This window comes from Modestobacter sp. SSW1-42 (assembly GCF_046635825.1).
Taxonomy (GTDB): Bacteria; Actinomycetota; Actinomycetes; order Mycobacteriales; family Geodermatophilaceae; genus Modestobacter.
In genome coordinates this window covers 753,239-772,453 of the sequence record NZ_JBISCA010000002.1, presented here as the reverse complement: position 1 = coordinate 772,453, position 19,215 = coordinate 753,239, and the positions used below count along the sequence as shown (strand labels likewise).

Genomic DNA, 19,215 nt, shown 5'->3' with positions numbered 1-19,215 from the left:
GCGGAGGGGGGTCAGACCCGGGGGCGGACCGGGGCCATGGCGGCGGCGGAGAGCTCGGAGCGGGCGCGGAAGGCGGTCTCCGGGGCGTCGGTGATGACGCCGTCGACGCCGAGGGCGAACAGCAGCCGGGCCTCGGTCTGGGCGTCGCCCAGGCCGCGGGGGTCGCTGCCGCGGCGCAGGTGCGCGGGCAGGAACACGTTCTCCGGCCGCAGCGTCCACGGCTCCACCGTCAGCCCGGCGCGGTGCGCCTGGGTGATGAGGTCGGAGACGCCCACCAGCCCGCCGTCGGCGCCGTGCAGCAGGATCCGCCCCTTGTGCGGGGCGATGCCCTGCGCGTAGGTCGAGATCTCGCGCAGGCCCGAGGGGGTGACCAGGGCGTCCTGGACGCCCTCCTCCTCGATCAGCTGGACCAGCTTGGGGCCCGACGGGCCGAGGTCGGCGTGCAGCTCGCGCAGCGCGGCCGAGTCGAAGGCCTGCACCACCACCGAGCCGCCCAGGTGGGCGGCGTCGAGCCGGCGCAGCTCGGCGGCGACCAGCTCGATCATCGGCAGCCCCTGGGCCGCGTACCAGGACGGGCACTTCAGCTCGGCCTGCACGCGCACCTCGCGGCCGGGGGTGGAGCGGCTGCGCACCACGTCCACCACCTCGGCGAGGGTGAGGACGCCGAAGCGGCCGTCGTAGGAGGTGTTCATCGGGCGCATCCCCGGGGTGCGCTCGACGGCGCGCAGGGCGCGCAGCTCGGCGAGGGTGAAGTCCTCGGCGAACCAGCCGGTCATCTCCTCGCCGTCGACCTCCTGGGTGCGCCGGCGGTCGGCGAACTCCGGGTGGGTGGCGACGTCGGTCGACCGCGACAGCTCGTTCTCGTGCCGCGCGACCAGCTGGAGGTCACGGGTGAGCACCAGGTCGGGCTCGATGAGGTCGGCACCCAGGTCGATGGCCAGCTCGTAGCTGGCGCGGGTGTGCTCGGGGCGGTAGCTCGGTGCGCCGCGGTGCCCGATGACGAGCGGCGAGCGCTCCAGGCTGGGCGAGCGAACGGCCTTCAGGCCGGTCTCCTGCATGACTCCAGGGAACGCCAGTTCCCTGTCCGTGTCGTGAACGCGCGCCGACGTCATGGAGTCGGATCGGAGGACAGCCGCCTCACCTGGAGACTCGTCCCACCCGTGTGAGGGATGTCACTGTTACCCGTGGGACGAGGCCCGCCCGTCGCCGTCGGTCGGCCGGGCACCGGCCGGCCTCGGTACGTTCTCCGGCGTGCGCGTCCTCGTGATCGGCTCCGGTGCCCGGGAGCACGCCCTGTGCGTGGCTCTGCAGTCCGACCCCGCGGTCACCGCGCTGGCGTGCGCGCCGGGCAACGCGGGGACGGCGGCGGTCGCCGCGCCGTTCCCGCTCGACGCCACCGACCCGGTCGCCGTCGCGGCGCTGGCCGTCGAGTGGCAGGCCGACCTGGTCGTCGTCGGCCCCGAGGTGCCGCTGGTCGCCGGCGCCGCCGACGCGGTGCGCGAGGCGGGCATCGCCTGCTTCGGCCCGTCGGCGCAGGCCGCGCAGCTCGAGGGCTCGAAGGCCTTCGCCAAGCACGTGATGACCGCCGCCGGGGTGCCCACCGCCCGGTCCTGGGCGGTCGGGGGGTCGGCCGAGCTGCACACCGTGCTGGCCGAGTCCGGCGCCCCCTACGTGGTCAAGGACGACGGCCTGGCCGCCGGCAAGGGCGTGCTGGTCACCACCGACCACGACGCCGCCCTCGCCCACGGCCAGGCGGTGCTGGACGCCGGCCACTCCGTGCTGGTCGAGGAGTTCCTCGACGGGCCCGAGGTGTCGCTGTTCGCGCTCACCGACGGGACGACGGTCGTGCCGCTGCTGCCCGCGCAGGACGCCAAGCGCCGCGACGACGGCGACGGCGGCCCCAACACCGGCGGCATGGGCGCCTACGCGCCGCTGCCGTGGGCGCCGGCCGGCCTGGTCGAGGAGGTGCTGGCCACCGTCCTGCAGCCCACCGTCGACGAGATGCGCCGCCGCGGTGAGCCGTTCAGCGGGCTGCTCTACGCGGGCCTGGCGCTGACCTCGGCCGGGGTCCGGGTGGTCGAGTTCAACGCGCGCTTCGGTGACCCCGAGACCCAGGTCGTCCTGCCGCTGCTGGAGACGCCGTTGGCCGGCCTGCTGCACGCCGCGGCGACGGGCACGCTCGCCGAGCACCCGCCGCTGCGCTGGCGCGACGGCGCGGCCGTGACGGTCGTCGTCGCCGCCGCGGGCTACCCGGAGCGCCCGCGCACCGGCGACCCGGTCACCGGTGCCGACGGTGCCGGCGTGCTGCACGCCGGCACCGCCGTGGGCGCCGACGGGCTGGTCCACTCCGCCGGTGGCCGGGTGCTGTCGGTGACCGCGGTGGGCGAGGACCTGGCCGCGGCCCGCCAGGCCGTCTACGAGCGGCTGGCGTCCGTGCGGCTGGCCGGCGCGCACTGGCGCACCGACATCGCCCTGGCCGCCGTCGAGGGCCGCATCGAGGTGGCCGGTGGCTGAGGCGCCCTCGGCGGCGGACGTCATCTGGGACCGCTTCTGCGACCCCGACGCCCCGACGACGTACCCGGGGGACGCGGCGATGGTCGCCGTCCTGCTCTGTCACGGGATGGCGATGAACGGCGGCCTGTTGCAGGCGTGCGAGGCGCTGGAGCCCGACCAGCGTGCCGCCGCGGTCGCCGGCTTCCGCCTGCTCGGCCTGGACGACGCCGCCGAGGCGGTGGCCGAGGTCGCCCGGCGGGCCGACGCGCTGGCCGGCGACCTGGGCGAGGCCGGCGAGCAGCTGGAGGAGGAGGCCGACCGGCTCTACCGGGCGGCGCTCGCCGAAGGGGACGAGACGATCGACCGGGCCTTCCGCAGCCACCTCGAGCGCAACCCGGAGGCGTACGCACCGATCGGCGGTTGAGCGGGCTCAGCCCGCCGAGACCAGCCGCTTCGCCCGGCGGGTGTCCGGCTGCGGGGGGCGGGGCCCCTCGTTGCGCCGGGACAGGTAGGTGCCCGCGACGTTGGCGCAGGCGATGACCGGCACCGCGATCAGCGCGCCGAAGATGCCGCCGACCAGCAGGCCGCCGGCGATGCCCAGCACCACGGCCAGCGGGTGCACCGAGACCGCGCGGCCCAGCAGCAGCGGCTGCAGCACGTGGCTCTCCAGCTGCATGACCAGCACGATGATGCCCAGCGCGATCAGCGCCCGCACCGGCCCGACCGCCACCAGGGTCACCAGCACCGACACCGTGCCGGCCAGGAACGACCCGATGATCGGGATGAACGCGCCGAGGAACACCAGCGCCGCGAGCGGCACCACCAGCGGCGTCCCGAGGAACAGCAGGCCGATGCCGATGACGACCGCGTCGAAGGCGGCCACCCCGACCGTGGCCCGCACGTAGGAGATGAGCGTGCGCCAGGAGCGGCGGGCGGCCTCGTCGAGGTGGGCCTGGGAGTTGGCCGGGGTCAGGCCGACGACCCACAGCCAGATCTGCCGGCCGTCCATCAGGAAGAAGAACAGCGTGAACAGGGTCAGCAGGGTGCCGGTGAGCACCTCGCCGACGGTGGCGGCGGTGGTCAGCGCGCCGGAGGTGAGCAGGTCCCGGTTCTCGACGACGGCCTGGTTCGCGCTCTCGACGGCGTCGGTGATCTGGCCGTCGGTGATCGGGAAGGTGCGGGTGACGAAGTCCTGCACCTGCGTGAGGCCCTCGTCGACCTGGGAGGCCAGGTCGTCGTAGCCGGCGGCGAACTCCTCCACGACCAGCGTGACGATGCCGGCGACCACCCCGACCCCGACGACCAGCATGGTCAGCGCGGCCAGCGACGCCGGCCAGCCGCGCCGGTACAGGTAGGCCGCGCCGGGCTGCAGCAGCGCGGCCAGCAGCAGCGCCACGATCACCGGGACGACGACCACGGCCACGTAGCCGGCCGCCCGCAGCAGCAGGTACAGCGCGGCCAGCACCGCGATCGACCGCCACGACCAGGCGGCGGCGATCCGCAGCCCGTTGGGGACGTCGCGCTCGGCCGACCGCAGCGCCCCGTCGGGGCCCAGCAGGCTGCCGCTGCTGGGGTCGCGACCGCCGGCCGGCGGTCGCCCGCCCGGCGCGGGCGGCCCGCTCACGCCGTCCGGGGCGTCGCCGGCCGCCGGGTGCGGGCTGCCGACCGGGTGGTCGCCGCCGGAGGCGTCGCCGGCCGGGGGGACGGCGAAGGTGCGGGGAGTGCTCGGCCGGGCCGCCGACCCGGCCTCCTCGACGTGGTCGACGACGGCGCGGCTGCCGTCCTCGAGCACCAGCACGGTGCCCTCGGGCCAGGCGTGCGGGTCGTGCTCGCGCGCCGCCCTGATCCGCTCCCGGGCCCGGCGGGCCGCATGGGTGGCCCGGTGCAACATCGACGTCCTCCGAGGGGATGGGGGCCCGCCCGCAGCGGTGCGAGAGGATGGGGCCGTGGCGCGACGAGCTGAGCGGTCCGAGGCGGTACCCGCATGATCGACAGGTACACCCTGCCCGAGATGGGGCGGGTCTGGAGCGATCAGCACAAGTACGAGCTGTGGTGCCGGGTGGAGACACTCGTCCTCGAGGCGCACGCGGCCGCCGGGCGGGTGCCCGCCGACGTCGTCGAGCCGGTGCGCAACGCCCCGCCGCCCACCCCCGAGCGGGTCGCGGAGATCGAGCAGACGACGCAGCACGACGTCATCGCCTTCCTCACCGCGTGGGCCGACAACACCGAGCCCCGCTCGGCCGCGGCCTACGTCCACCACGGCATGACGTCGTCCGACCTGCTGGACACCGCCCTCGCCGTCCAGCTCACCGACGCCACCGACGTGCTGCTGGCCAAGGCCGACCGGCTGGTCGCCGCGCTGCGCGACCACGGGCTGGCCCACCGGGACACCATCAAGGTCGGCCGCACGCACGGCGTGCACGCCGAGCCCGACGTCTGGGGCCACCGGGTCGCCGACCTCGCCTTCGCCGCCGCGCGCTCCCGCGACCGGCTGCGCCGCGCCCGCGAGGCCGTCGGCGTCGTCGCCATCTCCGGTGCGGTCGGCACGTACTCGCTGATCGACCCCTCGGTCGAGGTCACCGTCGCCGAGGCGCTGCACCTGCGCGCCGCCGACGCCTCCACCCAGGTGGTGCTGCGCGACGGCATCAGCGAGTGGGTCTCGGCGCTGGCGATCATCGCCACCGTCTGCGAGGCGATCGCCCTGGAGGTGCGGCACGGCCAGCGCACCGAGGTGCGCGAGCTCTCGGAGGCCTTCGGCGCGGGCCAGAAGGGCTCCTCCGCCATGCCGCACAAGAAGAACCCGATCCGCTCCGAGCGGATCGCCGGCCTGGCCCGGGTCGTGCGCGCGGCGATCGTGCCGGTCATGGAGGGCATCCCGCTGTGGCACGAGCGCGACATCTCGCACTCCTCCACCGAGCGGGTGTTCCTCCCCGACGCCGCGATCACCACCGACTACCTGCTGGACCTGACGGCGGGGCTGGTCGAGAACCTGGTCGTGGACGCCGAGCGGATGCGGGCGAACCTCGAGTCCACCGGCGGGCTGATCTACACCTCCTCGGTGCTGCTGGAGCTGGTCGAGGGCGGGATGAGCCGCGAGCAGGCCTACGCGCTGGTGCAGTCCGCGGCCATGCGCACGTGGCAGGACGGGACGCCGTTCCGGCAGACCCTGCGCGAGCGGGCGGATGCCGACGGCGTGGCGCTGGACGAGGCCCGGCTGGACGAGATCTGCCGGCCCGAGCGGTACGTGGCCAACCTCGGCCCGCTCTTCGACCGGCTCGCCGCGCTGTCGTGACGGTCCCGTTCGAGCTCGTCGCCCGCGGCAAGGTCCGCGAGGTGTACGCCGTCGACGCCGACCGGCTGCTGCTGGTCGCCAGCGACCGCATCTCCGCTTACGACGTCGTCCTGCCCACGCCCGTCCCGGACAAGGGCCGGGTGCTCACCGCGCTGTCGGTGTGGTGGTTCGAGCAGCTCGCGCCGGTGCTGGCCGCGCACGGCGCTGAGCACCACCTGCTGGCCACCGGCGACGCGCTGCTGGCCGAGGGCGTGCCCGCCGAGCTCGCCGGCCGGTCGATGCTGGTGCGCCGGCTGGAGATGCTGCCGGTCGAGTGCGTGGCCCGCGGCTACCTCTCCGGCTCGGGCACGGTCGAGTACCAGCACACCGGCGCGATCGTCGACGTCGAGCTGCCCGCCGGGCTGGTCGAGGGCTCGAAGCTGCCCGAGCCGGTCTTCACCCCCTCCACCAAGGCCGAGGTGGGCGAGCACGACGAGGCGATCGGCTTCGCGCAGGTCGTCGACGCCGTGGGCACCGAGCGGGCCGAGGCGCTGCGCGCGCTCACGCTGGCGCTGTACCGCCGCGGCGCGGGGATCGCCGAGGAGGCCGGCATCGTGCTGGCCGACACCAAGTTCGAGTTCGGGACGGCGCACGGCACGCTCGTCCTGGGCGACGAGGTGCTCACCCCGGACTCCTCGCGGTTCTGGCCGGCGATCACCTGGTCGCCGGGGGCGCCGCAGCCCTCGTTCGACAAGCAGTACGTCCGCGACTGGCTGACCACCTCCGGCTGGGACCGCGTCTCGACCCCGCCCGAGCTGCCCGAGGCCGTCGTCGCGGCCACCCGCGAGCGCTACGTGACCGCCTACGAGAAGCTCACCGGCCGCAGCTGGAGCTGACCCCCGCTCACCGGCGGTGCGGGGCGCGGTCGAGCAGGCCGAACTCGTCCCACATCGCGTCCGCGGCCGCCACCCGCGCCCGGGTGCGCGCGGGGTCGACGGCGGCCAGTTCGGCGCACAGCGCCTGGACGACGGCGAGCGCCGGGGTGAGCGAGGGGAAGAAGGAGACCCCCTCGGCGGGCACGACCAGCACGTGCTGGGCGGCGGCAGCCAGCGGACCGCTGGCGCTGTCGGTCAGCGCCCAGACGGTCGCGCCTTGCCGGCCGGCGACCCGGGCGGCCTGCACCGCGCTGGCGTAGAGCCGCCAGAAGCTGATGGACAGCACGACGTCGCCCGGCTCCGTGGCGGCCAGCGCGTTGACCATCGCAGCGGTGGACCCGTCGTGCAGGTGCACGTCGTAGCCGGCCAGCGTCGCGTTGTGGGCGAGCGCCTGGCCGACCGCGGTGTAGCTGCCGGAGGCGACGACCAGGGTGCGCCGCGCGCCGGCGATGGCCTGCGCCAGCGACCGCAGCGCGGCCAGGTCGGTGCCGCGCGACAGCACGGCCAGGTCGTCGATGTCACGGCGCAGCGAGGCGGCCCCGGGGGCGTCGGTGAGCGGCCCGTGCTCGGCCGCGACCTGCGGGGCGCTCAGCGAGGACAGGTACCGGGCCCGCAGCTCCTGCTGGAGGGCGGGCCAGCCGGGGAAGCCGAGCGCCTGTGCCGTCCGGGTCACGGTGGCGACGTTGACGCCGGCGGCGGCGGCGATCTCGCCCGCCCCGCCGTAGGAGGCGGTGCGCGGCATCGTCCGCAGCACGTGGACCACGGCGCTCGACTTGGTCGACAGGCCGCCGGCCGGACCGCGGGACTCCAGCCAGGCGGCGAGCGGCTCGGCCGACCGCCCGTCGTCCTCCTGCGGACCGGGAGGCGACGCCGGGGTGGGGCGAGAGGGCACGGCTGCACGTTACGTCGGCGTCAACTCTGCAAGAACCGTTGCAATGATGGTGTTCTGCGTCATACGTTGCAGCGACGCGGTCGCCCGACCGGTCAGAGGAGATGCGATGTCGCAGTTGCTGGAACGCCTGGACCGGCTGCCGCTCAGCCGGCCGCACCACCTGCTGCTGCTGATCGGCGGCCTGGGGTACACCTTCGACGGCATGGACGGCGCGATCGTCGCCTTCCTGCTGCCCTCGGTGCGCGAGGAGTGGGGCCTGAGCTCCGGGCAGGCCGGCATCATCGGCTCCGCCACCCCGCTGGGCTACCTGATCGGCGCCACCGTGGCGGGGCTGCTCGCCGACCGCATCGGCCGGCGCCGGGTGATGATGTGGTCGCTGGCCTTCTACGCCGCCTTCACCCTGGTCGCGGCCGTGTCGCCGAACTTCGAGTTCTTCGTCGTCGCCCGGGTCGTCGCCGGCATCGGCACCGGCGCCGAGAGCGCGATCATCGCCCCCTTCCTGGCCGAGTTCGTGCCGGCCAAGCGGCGCGGCTGGTTCATCGGCGCGCTGGCCGGCTTCTTCTCCTTCGGCTACGTCGGGGCCGCGCTGATCGGCCGGTTCGTCGTCCCCGGGCTGGACGAGGGCTGGCGCTGGGCGCAGGTGATCACCGCCGTGCCCGTGCTGATGCTGCTGTGGTGGCGGCGCTCGCTGCCGGAGTCCCCGCGCTTCCTGCTGCTCAAGGGGCGCACGGCCGAGGCCGAGGTGGTGGTCGTCGACTTCGAGCGCCGGGTCGAGGCGGCCACCGGCCGTGCGCTGCCGCCCCTGCCCGCACCGACCGGCCCACCCGCCCCGGTCGTCGAGCAGGCCAGCCCCACGCTGTTCTCCGCGCTCCGCTTCCTCTGGAGCCCCGCGATGGCCCGCCGGACCGCCGTCGTGTGGACGGTCTGGTTCGTCATCACCTTCGCCTACTACGGCTTCTTCTCCTGGATCCCGACGCTGCTGGTCGACCGCGGCCTGACGGTGTCCAAGAGCTTCACCTTCTCCATCGTCATCTACCTGGCGCAGATCCCGGGCTACTTCTCCGCGGCCTGGTGCAACGAGCGGTTCGACCGCCGGCGCACGATCGCGCTCTACCTGGTGGGGTCGGCGGTCAGCGCCTTCGCGCTGAGCCAGATGGACTCCTCGCTGGGCATCGTCGTCTCCGGTGCGGTGCTGTCGTTCTTCCTCAACGGCGTGTACTCCGGGCTCTACGCCTACACCCCCGAGGTCTTCCCGACCTGGATCCGGGCCACCGGCACCGGGCTGTCCAGCGCCTTCGGCCGGATCGGCAGCATCTCGGCGCCGGCGATCATCGGCTTCACCTCGGCCTCGCTGGGCTTCGGTGGCGTGTTCACGATGATCACCGTCGTGCTGGCGGTCGGCGTGGCCGCGGTGCTGGTGTTCGGCCTGTCCACGTCCGGACGGTCGCTGGAGGAGCTCACCGAGACCGACGACGTCCACCGGGCGCAGGAGACCGCGGCGCACGCCGGCGGGTCCCTCCCGCGCCCCGCCGCAGGAGGAGAGCGATGACCACCCCGTCCGCACCCGACACCCTGATCACCCGGCCCGACGGGCCACCCGCCGCCAACGCGCCCGGTCTCGACCCGGTGCAGGCCGAGGCACGCCGGCTGGTCGGCGCCCGGCTGTTCACCGTGCTCGCCTGGGACGACGACCGCGGCGTCCTGGCGCGGGTGCACACCTCGCACCCCGCCGAGTACCCGGTCGGCGGGGAGAAGACCATGCCCCGGGACGCGCCCTGGCCGCAGCAGGTGCTGGTGCGCCAGCAGCCGTACCTGGGTGTCGACCCCGCGTCGGTGGCGGCGGTCTTCGCCGACTGGCCGACGATCGAGGCGCTCGGCTGCGGGGCCACCCTGAACCTGCCGGTCGTCGCCGACGGGCGCACCATCGGCGCGCTGAGCCTGCTGGACGCCGAGGGCACCTACGACGAGGGCTCGGTCGACCGGGCGGCCCCGGTCGCCGCGCTGGCGGTGGCCCCGCTGCTGGCCTGGCACGCCGCCCGCACCGCCGTCCCCACCCCGGAGGAGAACCGTTGAGCACCCCCACCCCCGCCCTGCTGGTCCGCGGCGCCGACGTCCTGGACGTCGCGGCCGGGGAGTACCTCGAGGGCACCGACGTGCTCGCCGTGGACGGCCGCATCGCCGAGGTCGGCCGCGGGCTGACCGCGCCGGAGGGCGCCCGGGTCCTGGACGCCGCCGGGCGCCGGGTGCTGCCCGGGCTGGTCGACGGGCACGTGCACGTGACCGCGGCGACCGCGGACCTGGCCGCGCTGCCCACCTGGGCGCCCAGCTACGTGGCCGCGCACGTCGGCCGGCTGATGGGCGCCATGCTGGCCCGCGGCTTCACCACCGTCCGCGACACCGGGGGCGCCGACTTCGGCATGGCCCGCGCGCAGGCCGAGGGGCTGATCAGCGGCCCGCGGCTGGTGTTCGGCGGCAAGGCGCTGAGCCAGACCGGCGGGCACGGCGACGTCCGGGGGCCGGGTCAGAGCGCGTCGGAGGAGCCCGGCTGCTGCGTGAGCATGGGCCGGGTGGTCGACGGCGTGGAGGCCCTGCGCATCGCCGCCCGCGACCAGCTGCGCACCGGCGCCCACCACCTGAAGGTGATGGCCGGTGGCGGGGTCTCCTCGCCGACGGACCGGATCGACTCCACCCAGTACTCGCTGGACGAGCTGCGCGCGGTGGTCGAGGAGGCCGAGGCGGCGAACCGGTACGTGGCCGCGCACGCCTACACCGCGCGGTCGGTGAACCGGGCGCTGGAGGTCGGCATCCGGTCGATCGAGCACGGCAACCTGATCGACGACCGCAGCGTCGAGCTCCTCCGCGAGAAGCAGGCCTTCCTCGTCCCCACCCTGGTGACCTACTGGGCGCTCAAGGAGGAGGGGATGGACCACGGCCTGCCCCGCGACAGCTGGGAGAAGGTCGACGCGGTCCTCGGGGCCGGGCTCGGCGCCCTGGAGCGGGCGGCCCGCGGCGGCGTGCGGATCGTCTACGGCTCGGACCTGCTCGGCGGGATGCAGCGGCACCAGTCGCGGGAGTTCGCCATCCGGTCGGAGGTCCAGTCGCCGCTGGAGGTCCTGCGCTCGGCGACGACCGTGGCCGCGGAGCTGGTCGGCATGGTCGGGGAGGTCGGTGTGGTGGCCCCGGGGGCGCACGCCGACCTGGTGGTCGTCGACGCCGACCCGCTCGCCGACGTCCGCGTGCTGGCCGACCCCGAGCGGCACGTCCGCACGGTCGTGCAGGCCGGCCGTGTCGTCGTCGACCGCGACTGACCCGGGCGCGCGCCGGCGGGTGGCCGGCGGCGCGCGTCCTGCTCAGTACAGGGCGGCGAGCCCGCGGGCGCGGGCGTTGCGGAGCGCGGTGAACACGTGCGAGCGGATGAGGTCCGCGGCGGACTCGGGCAGGCCGACGAAGCGCATCGACCACTCGTGCAGGCTGTCCTCCCGCGGCCGCCGGCGGACGATCGCGACCGGGAGGAACAGCTCGTCGGAGTAGAGGTCCAGCCGGAGGGTGAGCCGCTCGTCCTTCTTCGGGAACGGCACCTTCACACCCAGGTCACCGCCGCCGCGGAAGACGCACAGCGCGCCGCCCTCGCTGAGGTCGACGGTGCTGCCGTTGAGCGAGACGTGGCCCCAGGACAGCGACACCGGCAGCCCGATCGGTGCGCGGACGGCGTCCCGGCGCTGCAGTCGGCTGGCGGGGCCGGTGAGCTTGACCTTCCAGGTCCCGTCCGAGGCGATCGAGAGCGACTCCGCCGGCGCCGAGCGCAGCCCGTCGTCGGACTGCCAGGACACGTCCAGCATGTCGCGGGCGATGAAGAACGCGTTCTCGCCGACGGGCGTGCGCGGGGCGCTGATGAACAGGTGGCCGTCGCCGACCCGGCGGACCCGGCTGGTGAGCGCCTCGTCCCGGCCGAGGGGCAGGACGCTGAGCCCCGTCGCCACAGCCGGGTAGTCGACGTTCGCCGTACCGGCGACCATGCCGCCTCCGTCCTGCGCAGTGACCGTCCGGTGACGGCCTGGTTGCAGTCATCATCGACAGCCCCGGGACGAACTCCAGTGGAACGCCCCCGGGCGCCCACCCGTTCGGGGCAGGGGTGGACCGTTCCCCACCACCGCAGGACGGCGGTCGGGGGCGCCCCGCCGTGCCGGTACCCTCGTCGCCGTGCCAGTCGTGGTCGTCGACGTCGTCCTGAAGCCAGAGATCTCCGATCCGCAGGGGCAGGCCGTGCTCGGCGCCCTGGGCCGGCTCGGTCACTCCGGTGTCCGCAGTGTCCGCCAGGGCAAGCACTTCGTGCTGGAGGTGGACGGCACCCCCGACGCCGCGGAGCTCCGCGAGATCGCCGAGACACTGCTGGCCAACCCCGTCATCGAAGACGTCGAGCTGCACCTCCCCACGGACTGAGGAACTCATCGTGCGCATCGGTGTCATCACCTTCCCGGGCTCCCTGGACGACGTCGACGCCGCGCGTGCGGTCCGGCTCGCCGGCGGTGAGCCCGTCTCCCTGTGGCACGGCGACCACGACCTGAAGGACGTCGACGCCGTGGTCCTGCCCGGCGGTTTCTCCTACGGCGACTACCTGCGGGCCGGCGCCATCGCCGCCCGCTCGCCGCTGATGGCCGACGTCGTCGCCGCCGCGGGCACCGGCCTGCCGGTGCTGGGCATCTGCAACGGCTTCCAGGTGCTCTGCGAGGCCGGGCTGCTGCCCGGGGCGCTGACCCGCAACAGCCACCTGCACTTCCGCAACCGCGACCAGGGGCTGCGCGTCGAGCGCGCCAACACCGCCTGGACCTCGTCGTTCGCCGACGGCCAGGAGATCGTCGTCCCGGTGAAGAACGGCGAGGGCCGCTACGTCGCCGCCGACGCCGACCTGGACCGGCTCGAGGGTGAGGGCCGGGTCGTCGTCCGCTACGTCGGGGGCAACCCCAACGGCAGCTCCCGCGACATCGCCGGGGTGACCAGCGCCGACGGCCGGGTGGTCGGGCTGATGCCGCACCCGGAGCACGCGGTGGAGGACCTCACCGGTCCCAGCACCGACGGCCTGGGCTTCTTCACCTCCGTGCTGACCTCGCTGGTGGGTGCCGCGTGACCACGCCCGCGCACCCGGCGGACGGCCCCGCCGACGCCGCCGTCCGGTCCATGCCCGACCTGGACACCGTCGAGCGCGCCGGCCAGACCCCGGACACCGCGCAGCCGTTCGCCGAGCTGGGGCTCAAGGACGACGAGTACGCCTCCATCCGGGAGATCCTCGGCCGCCGGCCCACCACCGCCGAGCTGGCCATGTACTCGGTCATGTGGAGCGAGCACTGCTCCTACAAGTCCTCCAAGGTGCACCTGCGCCGCTTCGGCGACCTGCCCAAGAGCGACGCGCTGCTGGTCGGCATGGGCGAGAACGCCGGCGTGGTCGACGTCGGCGAGGGCTACGCGGTCACCTTCAAGGTCGAGTCGCACAACCACCCCAGCTACGTCGAGCCCTACCAGGGTGCGGCCACCGGGGTCGGCGGCATCGTCCGCGACATCCTCACCATGGGCGCCCGCCCGGTCGCCGTCATGGACTCGCTGCGCTTCGGGGCGGCCGACGCCCCCGACACCGCCCGGGTGCTGCCCGGCGTGGTCGCCGGCGTGGGCGGCTACGGCAACTGCCTGGGCCTGCCCAACATCGGCGGCGAGCTGCTCTTCGACGACACCTACGCCGGCAACCCGCTGGTCAACGCGCTGTGCGTCGGCGTGATGAAGCACGGTGACCTGCAGCTGGCCAAGGCCGAGGGCGCGGGCAACAAGGTCGTGCTGTTCGGCGCCCGCACCGGCGGCGACGGCATCGGCGGCGTCTCGGTCCTGGCGTCGGAGACCTTCGACGCGGAGGGCCCGGCCAAGCGCCCGGCGGTGCAGGTGGGCGACCCGTTCACCGAGAAGCTGCTGATCGAGGCCTGCCTGGAGATCTTCGCCGCGGGCCTGGTCACCGGCATCCAGGACCTCGGTGGTGCCGGCATCTCCTGCGCCACCAGCGAGCTCGCCGCGGCCGGCTCCGGCGGCATGGCCATCGACCTGGACGCCGTCCCGCTGCGCGACTCCACGCTCACGCCCGCCGAGATCCTGATGAGCGAGTCGCAGGAGCGGATGTGCGCGGTCGTCGAGCCGGGCAAGGTCGAGGCGTTCCTCGCCGTCTGCGCCAAGTGGGACGTGCTGGCCACCGTCATCGGTGAGGTCACCGACGGCGACCGGCTGACCATCGACTGGCACGGCGAGCGGATCGTCGACGTCCCGCCGCGCACGGTGGCCCTGGAGGGCCCGCGCTACGAGCGCCCGATGGCCCGCCCGGCCGACCTGGACGCCCTGCAGGCCGACGCCCCGCCGTCGTCCTCGGCCGACCTGCGCGCCGACTGGCTGGCCCTGGTCTCCAGCCCCGACGGCGCCGACAAGTCGTGGGTGACCGAGCAGTACGACCGCTACGTGCGCGGCAACACCGTGCTGGCCCAGCCCGAGGACGCCGGCGTCCTGCGGATCGACGAGTCGAGCAACCTCGGCATCGCCCTGGCCCTCGACGGCAACGCCCGCTTCTCCCGGCTGGACCCCTACACCGGCGCCCAGCTGAACCTGGCAGAGGCCTACCGCAACGTCGCGGTCTCCGGCGCGGTGCCGCTGGCGGTCACCAACTGCCTGAACTTCGGCTCCCCGGAGAACCCCGAGGTCATGTGGCAGTTCGCCGAGGCCGTCCGCGGCCTGGCCGACGGCTGCCGCGAGCTCGGCCTGCCGGTCACCGGCGGCAACGTGAGCCTCTACAACCAGACCGGCGACGTCGCGATCAACCCGACGCCGGTGATCGGCGTGCTCGGCGTGCACGCCGACGTCACCCGCCGCGTGCCGGCCGGCTGGCGGGCTGCCGGTGAGACCGTGCTGCTGCTGGGGGAGACCCGGCCGGAGTTCGGTGGGTCGGCCTGGGCCGCGGTCGTCCACGGCCACCTGGGCGGGCTGCCGCCCCGGCTGGACCTCGCGGCCGAGCGCGCCCTGGCGCAGCTGCTGGCCGGGTTCTCCGCTGACGGCCTGGTCACCTCTGCCCACGACCTCGCCGACGGCGGGCTCGCCCAGGCGCTGACCGAGTCCGCGCTGCGGTACGGCACCGGCGCCACGCTCCACCTGGACGGCGACCCCACGGCCGCGCTGTTCGCCGAGTCCGGCGCCCGCGTCGTCGTCACCACCGCCGACCCCGCCGCGGTGAGCGCCGCGGCCGAGGCGGCCGGTGTCCCGGTCACCGAGCTCGGGACGACGGGCGGCGACGCCCTGGTGGTCGAGGGCCTGCTGGAGCTGCCGCTGGCCGAGCTGCGCACCGCCTGGACGGGCACGCTGCCGGCGCTGTTCGGCAACCCGGAGCTCGTCGTCGGCGCCGTCCCGGCGGGCACCGTCCCGACCAGCTGATGGCCGGCGTGCAGCCCATCTCGGCGGAGGAGCTGCGCGCCGTCCTGGCGCCGGTGGCCGGGTGGCTGGCCGGGGAGGCCGACCAGCCTCCCCGGCCGGTGCTGGGCGCCGCGGTGAAGACCTCGGCGCGCTGGCTGGCCCAGCAGGTGCCCGGGCGGTCGGTGGAGCTGCGGGTGCCGCCGTTCGTGGCGGTGCAGTGCGTCCCCGGGCCGCGGCACACCCGCGGCACCCCGCCCAACGTGGTCGAGACCGACGCCGCCACCTGGCTGCGGCTGGCCACCGGCGCGCTGAGCTGGGCCGAGTCGGTCGCCGAGGGCCGGGTGGTGGCCAGCGGCAACCGCGCCGACCTCTCCGCCCACCTGCCGCTGCAGCCGCTGCGCCGCGGCTGACCGGGCGGTCCCGGTCCCGTCGTCCGGCGTCGTCCGTCCTGCGGCGTCCTGCGGCGTCCTGCGTCGTCCAGCGTCGTCCAGCGTCGTCCTGGCTCACCGTGCGTGCTCCTGGCTCACCTCGTGCGCTGAGCCAGGCGCACGCACGATCAGGTGACCTGATCCGGGGGCACGTCCGGCAACAGCAGGACGCCCCGCCTGCTCGGTGAGCAGACGGGGCGTCCGGGTGGTGCGGTGCGGCTCAGAACAGGTTGCTGGCCGTCTTCACCGTCTGGTACAGCCCGTAGACGAGGGGCACGCCCACGAGGGTCCAGGCGAAGGCGATCAGGCCCACGGGGGTGTGGGTGCTGGCCTGCTGGGGGGAGTTGCCGACCGAGGTGCTCATCGCGTGACGCTCGCTTCCGGGTCAGAGGGGGTGGAGAAGGCGTCGACGGCGGTCTTCGGCTCGTGGAACTTGCTGGACACGGGGCGGATCAGCAGGTTGGCCACGAAGCCGACGGCGAGCACGCCGACCATGATGAACAGGGCGGGGCGGTAGTCGGCGGCCTCGAGCTCGCCGACCTTGCCGCGCGAGTCCAGGATGCCGTTGACGATCAGCGGACCGGCGACGCCGGCGGCGGCCCAGGCGGTCAGCAGGCGGCCGTGGATGGCGCCGACCTGGTAGGTGCCGAAGAGGTCGCGCAGGTAGGCCGGGACGGTGGCGAAGCCACCGCCGTAGAAGCTGATGATCAGCGCGGCGAGGACGACGAACAGCCAGGTGGCCGAGCTGCCCACGGTGGCCAGCAGGACGTAGAGCACCAGGCCCACGCCCAGGTAGACCATGTAGATGCCCTTGCGGCCGACGTAGTCCGACGTCGAGGACCAGACGAACCGGCCACCCATGTTGAACAGCGACAGCAGGCCGACGAAGCCGGCGGCGGCCGTGACGGCGACCGTGGACGTGCCGCCCTCGCGGAAGAAGTCCTGGATCATGCCGCTGGCCTGCTCGAGGATGCCGATGCCGGCGGTGACGTTGCAGAACAGCACGACCCACAGCAGCCAGAACTGCGGCGTCTTGATGGCGTTGGCGGCCGAGACGCTCTCGGTGGTGATCATCGGCTTGGCCTTGATCGACGCCGGGTCGAAGCCCGCGGGCTTCCAGTCGGCGGCGGGCACCCGGACGATGAAGGCACCGAAGAGCATGAAGACCAGGTAGACCAGGCCCAGGGTCAGGAACAGCTTGGCGACCGCGTCACCGCTGGCGACGTTGGCGCCGGCACCGGAGGGGATGTAGGCCGGGTCGTACCAGCTCATCAGCTGACGCGACAGCGGGGACGCGATGAGCGCACCGCCACCGAAGCCCATGATCGCCATGCCGGTGGCCAGGCCCGGACGGTCGGGGAACCACTTGATCAGCGTGGAGACCGGGGAGATGTACCCGATGCCCAGGCCGATGCCGCCGATGACGCCGTAGCCGAGGTAGAGCAGCCACAGCTGGTCGGTCGCGATGCCCAGCGAGCCGATCAGGAAGCCCGCGGACCAGAAGACGGCCGAGACGAACATCGCGGCGCGGGGACCGTTGCGGTCCACCCAGGTGCCGAAGAGCGCGGCCGAGAGGCCGAGCATCACGATCGCGAGCGAGAAGATGTACCCGATGTTCTTCAGGTTCGACTCGAAGTTCGCGACCAGGGCGGCCTTGTAGACGCTGGTCGCGTAGGCCTGGCCGATGCACAGGTGCACGGCGAGCGCAGCCGGCGGGATGAGCCACCGGTTGAAGCCCGGACGCGCGATGATGCGCTCCCGGGCCAGGAAGCTGGGTACTGCCACGGAGACCTCCGAGGTGACGTGACGGCGCGGCCGGTCGGTCGAGCCAGCCGCGCGAGTCACTTCCTGTGAGCTCCGTCGCGACCGGTGGGACCGTACGGCGCGCCAGGCAAGGCGGCGCGCCGACTGCACTCATCGGAGGGAGGCCGAGACCAATTCGTTGCACGCCGCCGGGAACTCGGACCCTGGACTGCAGCAGGCGGCCGTCCTGCCGATGTACCTAGGCTGGAGGCATGCCGTACGAGGTCAAGGGCGTCGTCGCCCTCAGCAAGGGCGCTCCCGTCACCATCGAGACGATCATCGTCCCCGACCCCGGCCCGGGTGAGGCCGTCGTCGACGTGCAGGCCTGCGGGGTCTGCCACACCGACCTGCACTACCGCGAGGGCGGGATCAACGACGAGTTCCCCTTCCTGCTCGGGCACGAGGCCGCCGGCGTCGTCTCCGCGATCGGTGAGGGCGTCACCGACGTCGCGGTCGGCGACTTCGTCGTCCTCAACTGGCGGGCGGTCTGCGGCGAGTGCCGGGCCTGCCGCAAGGGCCAGCCGCAGTACTGCTTCGACACCCACAACGCCGCGCAGAAGATGACGCTGGCCGACGGCACCGAGCTGAGCCCCGCGCTGGGCATCGGGGCCTTCGCCGAGAAGACGCTGGTGCACTCCGGTCAGTGCACGAAGGTCGACCCGCAGGCGCCGGCGACGGCGGCCGGGCTGCTCGGCTGCGGCGTCATGGCCGGGGTGGGGGCGGCGATCAACACCGGTGCCGTGCAGCGCGGTGAGAGCGTCGCCGTCTTCGGCTGCGGCGGGGTCGGTGACGCCGCGATCGCCGGGGCCGCGCTGGCCGGCGCGACGACGATCATCGCCGTCGACATCGACGACCGGAAGCTGCAGTGGGCCAAGGACCTCGGCGCCACCCACACGGTCAACAGCCTGGAGACCGACCCGGTCGAGGCGATCAAGGCGCTCACCGGCGGGTTCGGTGCCGACGTCACCATCGACGCCGTCGGCCACCCGGCGGTGTACGAGCAGGCCTTCTACTCCCGTGACCTGGCCGGCCGCGTCGTCCTGGTCGGCGTGCCCCGGCCGGACATGGAGATCACCCTGCCGCTGCTGGAGGTCTTCGGCCGCGGTGGGTCGCTGAAGTCCTCCTGGTACGGCGACTGCCTGCCCAGCCGCGACTTCCCGATGCTGGTCGACCTCTACCTGAAGGGCCGCTTCCCGCTCGAGGCGTTCGTCTCCGAGACGATCGGGCTGGACCAGGTGGAGGCCGCGTTCGACAAGATGCACAAGGGCGAGGTCCTGCGCTCGGTCGTGGTGTTCTGATGACCGCGCGCATCGAGAAGGCGGTCGTCAGCGGGGTCTTCAGCCTCGACGGCCAGGACTTCGACGTCGACAACAACGTCTGGCTGGTCGGCGACGACGACGAGGTGGTGGTCATCGACGCCCCGCACCGGGCGGCCCCCATCGTCGAGGCGATCGGCGGACGCCGGGTCCGGGCGATCCTGCTCACCCACGGGCACAACGACCACATCACCGCCGCGGTCGACCTGCGCGAGGCCGTCGACGCCCCGGTGCTGCTGCACCCGGCCGACACGATGCTGTGGCAGATGGTGCACCCGGTGGCGGTGCCCGACGGCGAGCTCGCCGACCTCGCGCGCGTGCGGGTGGCCGGCACGACGCTGACCGCGCTGCACACGCCGGGCCACTCGCCGGGCAGTACCAGCCTGCACGCCGCCGACCTGGGCGCCGTCTTCACCGGCGACACCCTGTTCTCCGGCGGCCCGGGCGCCACCGGCCGCTCGTTCAGCGACCACCCGACGATCCTGGCCTCGATCCGGTCCCGGCTGCTCACGCTGCACGGCGACACCGTCGTCCACACCGGGCACGGTGAGGACACGACCATCACCGCGGAGACCGGTCACATCTCCTGACCCCACCCCTGGGGGCCGAAGTCGCGTTCTCGGCCCCCAGGGCGGCCGGGGTCGCGACT

19 protein-coding genes are annotated in these 19,215 nt (G+C 74.1%); 13 read left to right on the top strand and 6 right to left on the bottom strand.

The features are described from left to right. Positions 1-11: 11 nt before the first annotated feature. Complete coding sequence (locus tag ACGBYP_RS09020; protein WP_411583189.1) at positions 12-1,058, bottom strand: glycerophosphodiester phosphodiesterase family protein; 1,047 nt, start codon at positions 1,056-1,058, stop codon at positions 12-14. Between the two features lie 193 nt (positions 1,059-1,251). Between ACGBYP_RS09020 and purD the strand changes: the two genes are divergently transcribed. Both purD and ACGBYP_RS09010 read left to right on the top strand, forming a co-directional pair. Beyond that, positions 1,252-2,514: a phosphoribosylamine--glycine ligase gene (gene purD / locus ACGBYP_RS09015; protein ID WP_411583187.1), complete on the top strand. Its 1,263-nt coding sequence runs from the start codon at positions 1,252-1,254 to the stop codon at positions 2,512-2,514. Further along, positions 2,507-2,917 (top strand): hypothetical protein, encoded by a 411-nt coding sequence (locus ACGBYP_RS09010; protein WP_411583185.1) that lies wholly within the window; start codon positions 2,507-2,509, stop codon positions 2,915-2,917. The genes purD and ACGBYP_RS09010 overlap by 8 nt, the downstream gene beginning before the upstream one ends. A gap of 6 nt (positions 2,918-2,923) precedes the next feature. Here ACGBYP_RS09010 and ACGBYP_RS09005 read toward each other — a convergent pair whose 3' ends face one another. After that, positions 2,924-4,384 carry an AI-2E family transporter gene (locus tag ACGBYP_RS09005; protein WP_411583183.1) on the bottom strand — a complete coding sequence of 487 codons (1,461 nt, stop codon included), beginning with the start codon at positions 4,382-4,384 and terminating at the stop codon, positions 2,924-2,926. Positions 4,385-4,477: 93 nt separating this feature from the next. On the opposite strand from ACGBYP_RS09005, the gene purB reads away from it, so the two are divergent. Both purB and ACGBYP_RS08995 read left to right on the top strand, forming a co-directional pair. After that, positions 4,478-5,785: an adenylosuccinate lyase gene (gene purB / locus ACGBYP_RS09000; protein ID WP_411583181.1), complete on the top strand. Its 1,308-nt coding sequence runs from the start codon at positions 4,478-4,480 to the stop codon at positions 5,783-5,785. Continuing rightward, positions 5,782-6,660: a phosphoribosylaminoimidazolesuccinocarboxamide synthase gene (locus tag ACGBYP_RS08995; RefSeq protein ID WP_411583179.1), complete on the top strand. Its 879-nt coding sequence runs from the start codon at positions 5,782-5,784 to the stop codon at positions 6,658-6,660. The genes purB and ACGBYP_RS08995 overlap by 4 nt, the downstream gene beginning before the upstream one ends. A 7-nt stretch (positions 6,661-6,667) precedes the next feature. Here ACGBYP_RS08995 and ACGBYP_RS08990 read toward each other — a convergent pair whose 3' ends face one another. After that, positions 6,668-7,591, bottom strand: a complete 924-nt coding sequence (locus ACGBYP_RS08990; protein WP_411583177.1) for a MurR/RpiR family transcriptional regulator — start codon at positions 7,589-7,591, stop codon at positions 6,668-6,670. Between the two features lie 106 nt (positions 7,592-7,697). On the opposite strand from ACGBYP_RS08990, the gene ACGBYP_RS08985 reads away from it, so the two are divergent. Genes ACGBYP_RS08985 through ACGBYP_RS08975 form a run of 3 tightly spaced genes read left to right on the top strand, consistent with a single transcriptional unit; the run spans position 7,698 to position 10,899 of the window. After that, entirely contained in the window at positions 7,698-9,140 is a 1,443-nt protein-coding gene (locus tag ACGBYP_RS08985) for an MFS transporter (protein WP_411583175.1), read from the top strand. Beyond that, positions 9,137-9,664 carry a GAF domain-containing protein gene (locus ACGBYP_RS08980; RefSeq protein WP_411583173.1) on the top strand — a complete coding sequence of 176 codons (528 nt, stop codon included), beginning with the start codon at positions 9,137-9,139 and terminating at the stop codon, positions 9,662-9,664. Before ACGBYP_RS08985 ends, ACGBYP_RS08980 begins: the two co-directional genes overlap by 4 nt. Continuing rightward, entirely contained in the window at positions 9,661-10,899 is a 1,239-nt protein-coding gene (locus tag ACGBYP_RS08975; protein WP_411583170.1) for an amidohydrolase family protein, read from the top strand. Before ACGBYP_RS08980 ends, ACGBYP_RS08975 begins: the two co-directional genes overlap by 4 nt. Before the next feature lie 42 nt (positions 10,900-10,941). Here the strand turns inward: ACGBYP_RS08975 and ACGBYP_RS08970 are convergent, their stop codons facing one another. Next, positions 10,942-11,607: a flagellar brake protein gene (locus ACGBYP_RS08970; protein ID WP_411583167.1), complete on the bottom strand. Its 666-nt coding sequence runs from the start codon at positions 11,605-11,607 to the stop codon at positions 10,942-10,944. 184 nt (positions 11,608-11,791) lie between these two features. On the opposite strand from ACGBYP_RS08970, the gene purS reads away from it, so the two are divergent. The 4 genes from purS to ACGBYP_RS08950 are packed head-to-tail and all read left to right on the top strand — an operon-like array spanning position 11,792 to position 15,429. Continuing rightward, entirely contained in the window at positions 11,792-12,031 is a 240-nt protein-coding gene (gene purS, locus ACGBYP_RS08965; RefSeq protein WP_163609878.1) for a phosphoribosylformylglycinamidine synthase subunit PurS, read from the top strand. 10 nt (positions 12,032-12,041) lie between these two features. Further along, positions 12,042-12,716 (top strand): phosphoribosylformylglycinamidine synthase subunit PurQ, encoded by a 675-nt coding sequence (gene purQ, locus ACGBYP_RS08960; protein ID WP_411583164.1) that lies wholly within the window; start codon positions 12,042-12,044, stop codon positions 12,714-12,716. Next, on the top strand, positions 12,713-15,040 hold the full coding sequence (purL, locus tag ACGBYP_RS08955; RefSeq protein WP_411583163.1) for a phosphoribosylformylglycinamidine synthase subunit PurL: 2,328 nt from the start codon (positions 12,713-12,715) through the stop codon (positions 15,038-15,040). The genes purQ and purL overlap by 4 nt, the downstream gene beginning before the upstream one ends. Further along, complete coding sequence (locus ACGBYP_RS08950) at positions 15,040-15,429, top strand: sterol carrier family protein (protein ID WP_411583161.1); 390 nt, start codon at positions 15,040-15,042, stop codon at positions 15,427-15,429. The genes purL and ACGBYP_RS08950 overlap by 1 nt, the downstream gene beginning before the upstream one ends. Positions 15,430-15,667: 238 nt before the next feature. Here the strand turns inward: ACGBYP_RS08950 and ACGBYP_RS08945 are convergent, their stop codons facing one another. Next, the gene (locus ACGBYP_RS08945; protein ID WP_411583159.1) at positions 15,668-15,811 is read right to left on the bottom strand and encodes a hypothetical protein; all 144 of its coding nucleotides are present in this window, start codon (positions 15,809-15,811) and stop codon (positions 15,668-15,670) included. Further along, positions 15,808-17,232: an OFA family MFS transporter gene (locus ACGBYP_RS08940; protein WP_411583156.1), complete on the bottom strand. Its 1,425-nt coding sequence runs from the start codon at positions 17,230-17,232 to the stop codon at positions 15,808-15,810. The genes ACGBYP_RS08945 and ACGBYP_RS08940 overlap by 4 nt, the downstream gene beginning before the upstream one ends. Positions 17,233-17,462: 230 nt before the next feature. Here ACGBYP_RS08940 and ACGBYP_RS08935 point away from each other — a divergent pair, with 230 nt between their 5' ends. Then, on the top strand, positions 17,463-18,548 hold the full coding sequence (locus ACGBYP_RS08935; RefSeq protein ID WP_411583153.1) for an S-(hydroxymethyl)mycothiol dehydrogenase: 1,086 nt from the start codon (positions 17,463-17,465) through the stop codon (positions 18,546-18,548). Continuing rightward, positions 18,548-19,156: an MBL fold metallo-hydrolase gene (locus ACGBYP_RS08930; protein WP_411583150.1), complete on the top strand. Its 609-nt coding sequence runs from the start codon at positions 18,548-18,550 to the stop codon at positions 19,154-19,156. Before ACGBYP_RS08935 ends, ACGBYP_RS08930 begins: the two co-directional genes overlap by 1 nt. Positions 19,157-19,215 lie beyond the last annotated feature (59 nt).

Excerpts from the sequence above, each read along its gene's own strand:
- purB (WP_411583181.1), top strand. The coding sequence starts at position 4,478 with ATGATCGACAGGTACACCCTGCCCGAGATGGGGCGGGTCTGGAGCGAT.
- ACGBYP_RS08970 (WP_411583167.1), bottom strand. The coding sequence starts at position 11,607 with ATGGTCGCCGGTACGGCGAACGTCGACTACCCGGCTGTGGCGACGGGG.
- ACGBYP_RS09005 (WP_411583183.1), bottom strand. The coding sequence starts at position 4,384 with ATGTTGCACCGGGCCACCCATGCGGCCCGCCGGGCCCGGGAGCGGATC.
- ACGBYP_RS08935 (WP_411583153.1), top strand. The coding sequence starts at position 17,463 with ATGCCGTACGAGGTCAAGGGCGTCGTCGCCCTCAGCAAGGGCGCTCCC.
- ACGBYP_RS08980 (WP_411583173.1), top strand. The coding sequence starts at position 9,137 with ATGACCACCCCGTCCGCACCCGACACCCTGATCACCCGGCCCGACGGG.
- ACGBYP_RS08945 (WP_411583159.1), bottom strand. The coding sequence starts at position 15,811 with ATGAGCACCTCGGTCGGCAACTCCCCCCAGCAGGCCAGCACCCACACC.
- ACGBYP_RS08985 (WP_411583175.1), top strand. The coding sequence starts at position 7,698 with ATGTCGCAGTTGCTGGAACGCCTGGACCGGCTGCCGCTCAGCCGGCCG.
- ACGBYP_RS08930 (WP_411583150.1), top strand. The coding sequence starts at position 18,548 with ATGACCGCGCGCATCGAGAAGGCGGTCGTCAGCGGGGTCTTCAGCCTC.
- ACGBYP_RS09020 (WP_411583189.1), bottom strand. The coding sequence starts at position 1,058 with ATGCAGGAGACCGGCCTGAAGGCCGTTCGCTCGCCCAGCCTGGAGCGC.
- ACGBYP_RS08950 (WP_411583161.1), top strand. The coding sequence starts at position 15,040 with ATGGCCGGCGTGCAGCCCATCTCGGCGGAGGAGCTGCGCGCCGTCCTG.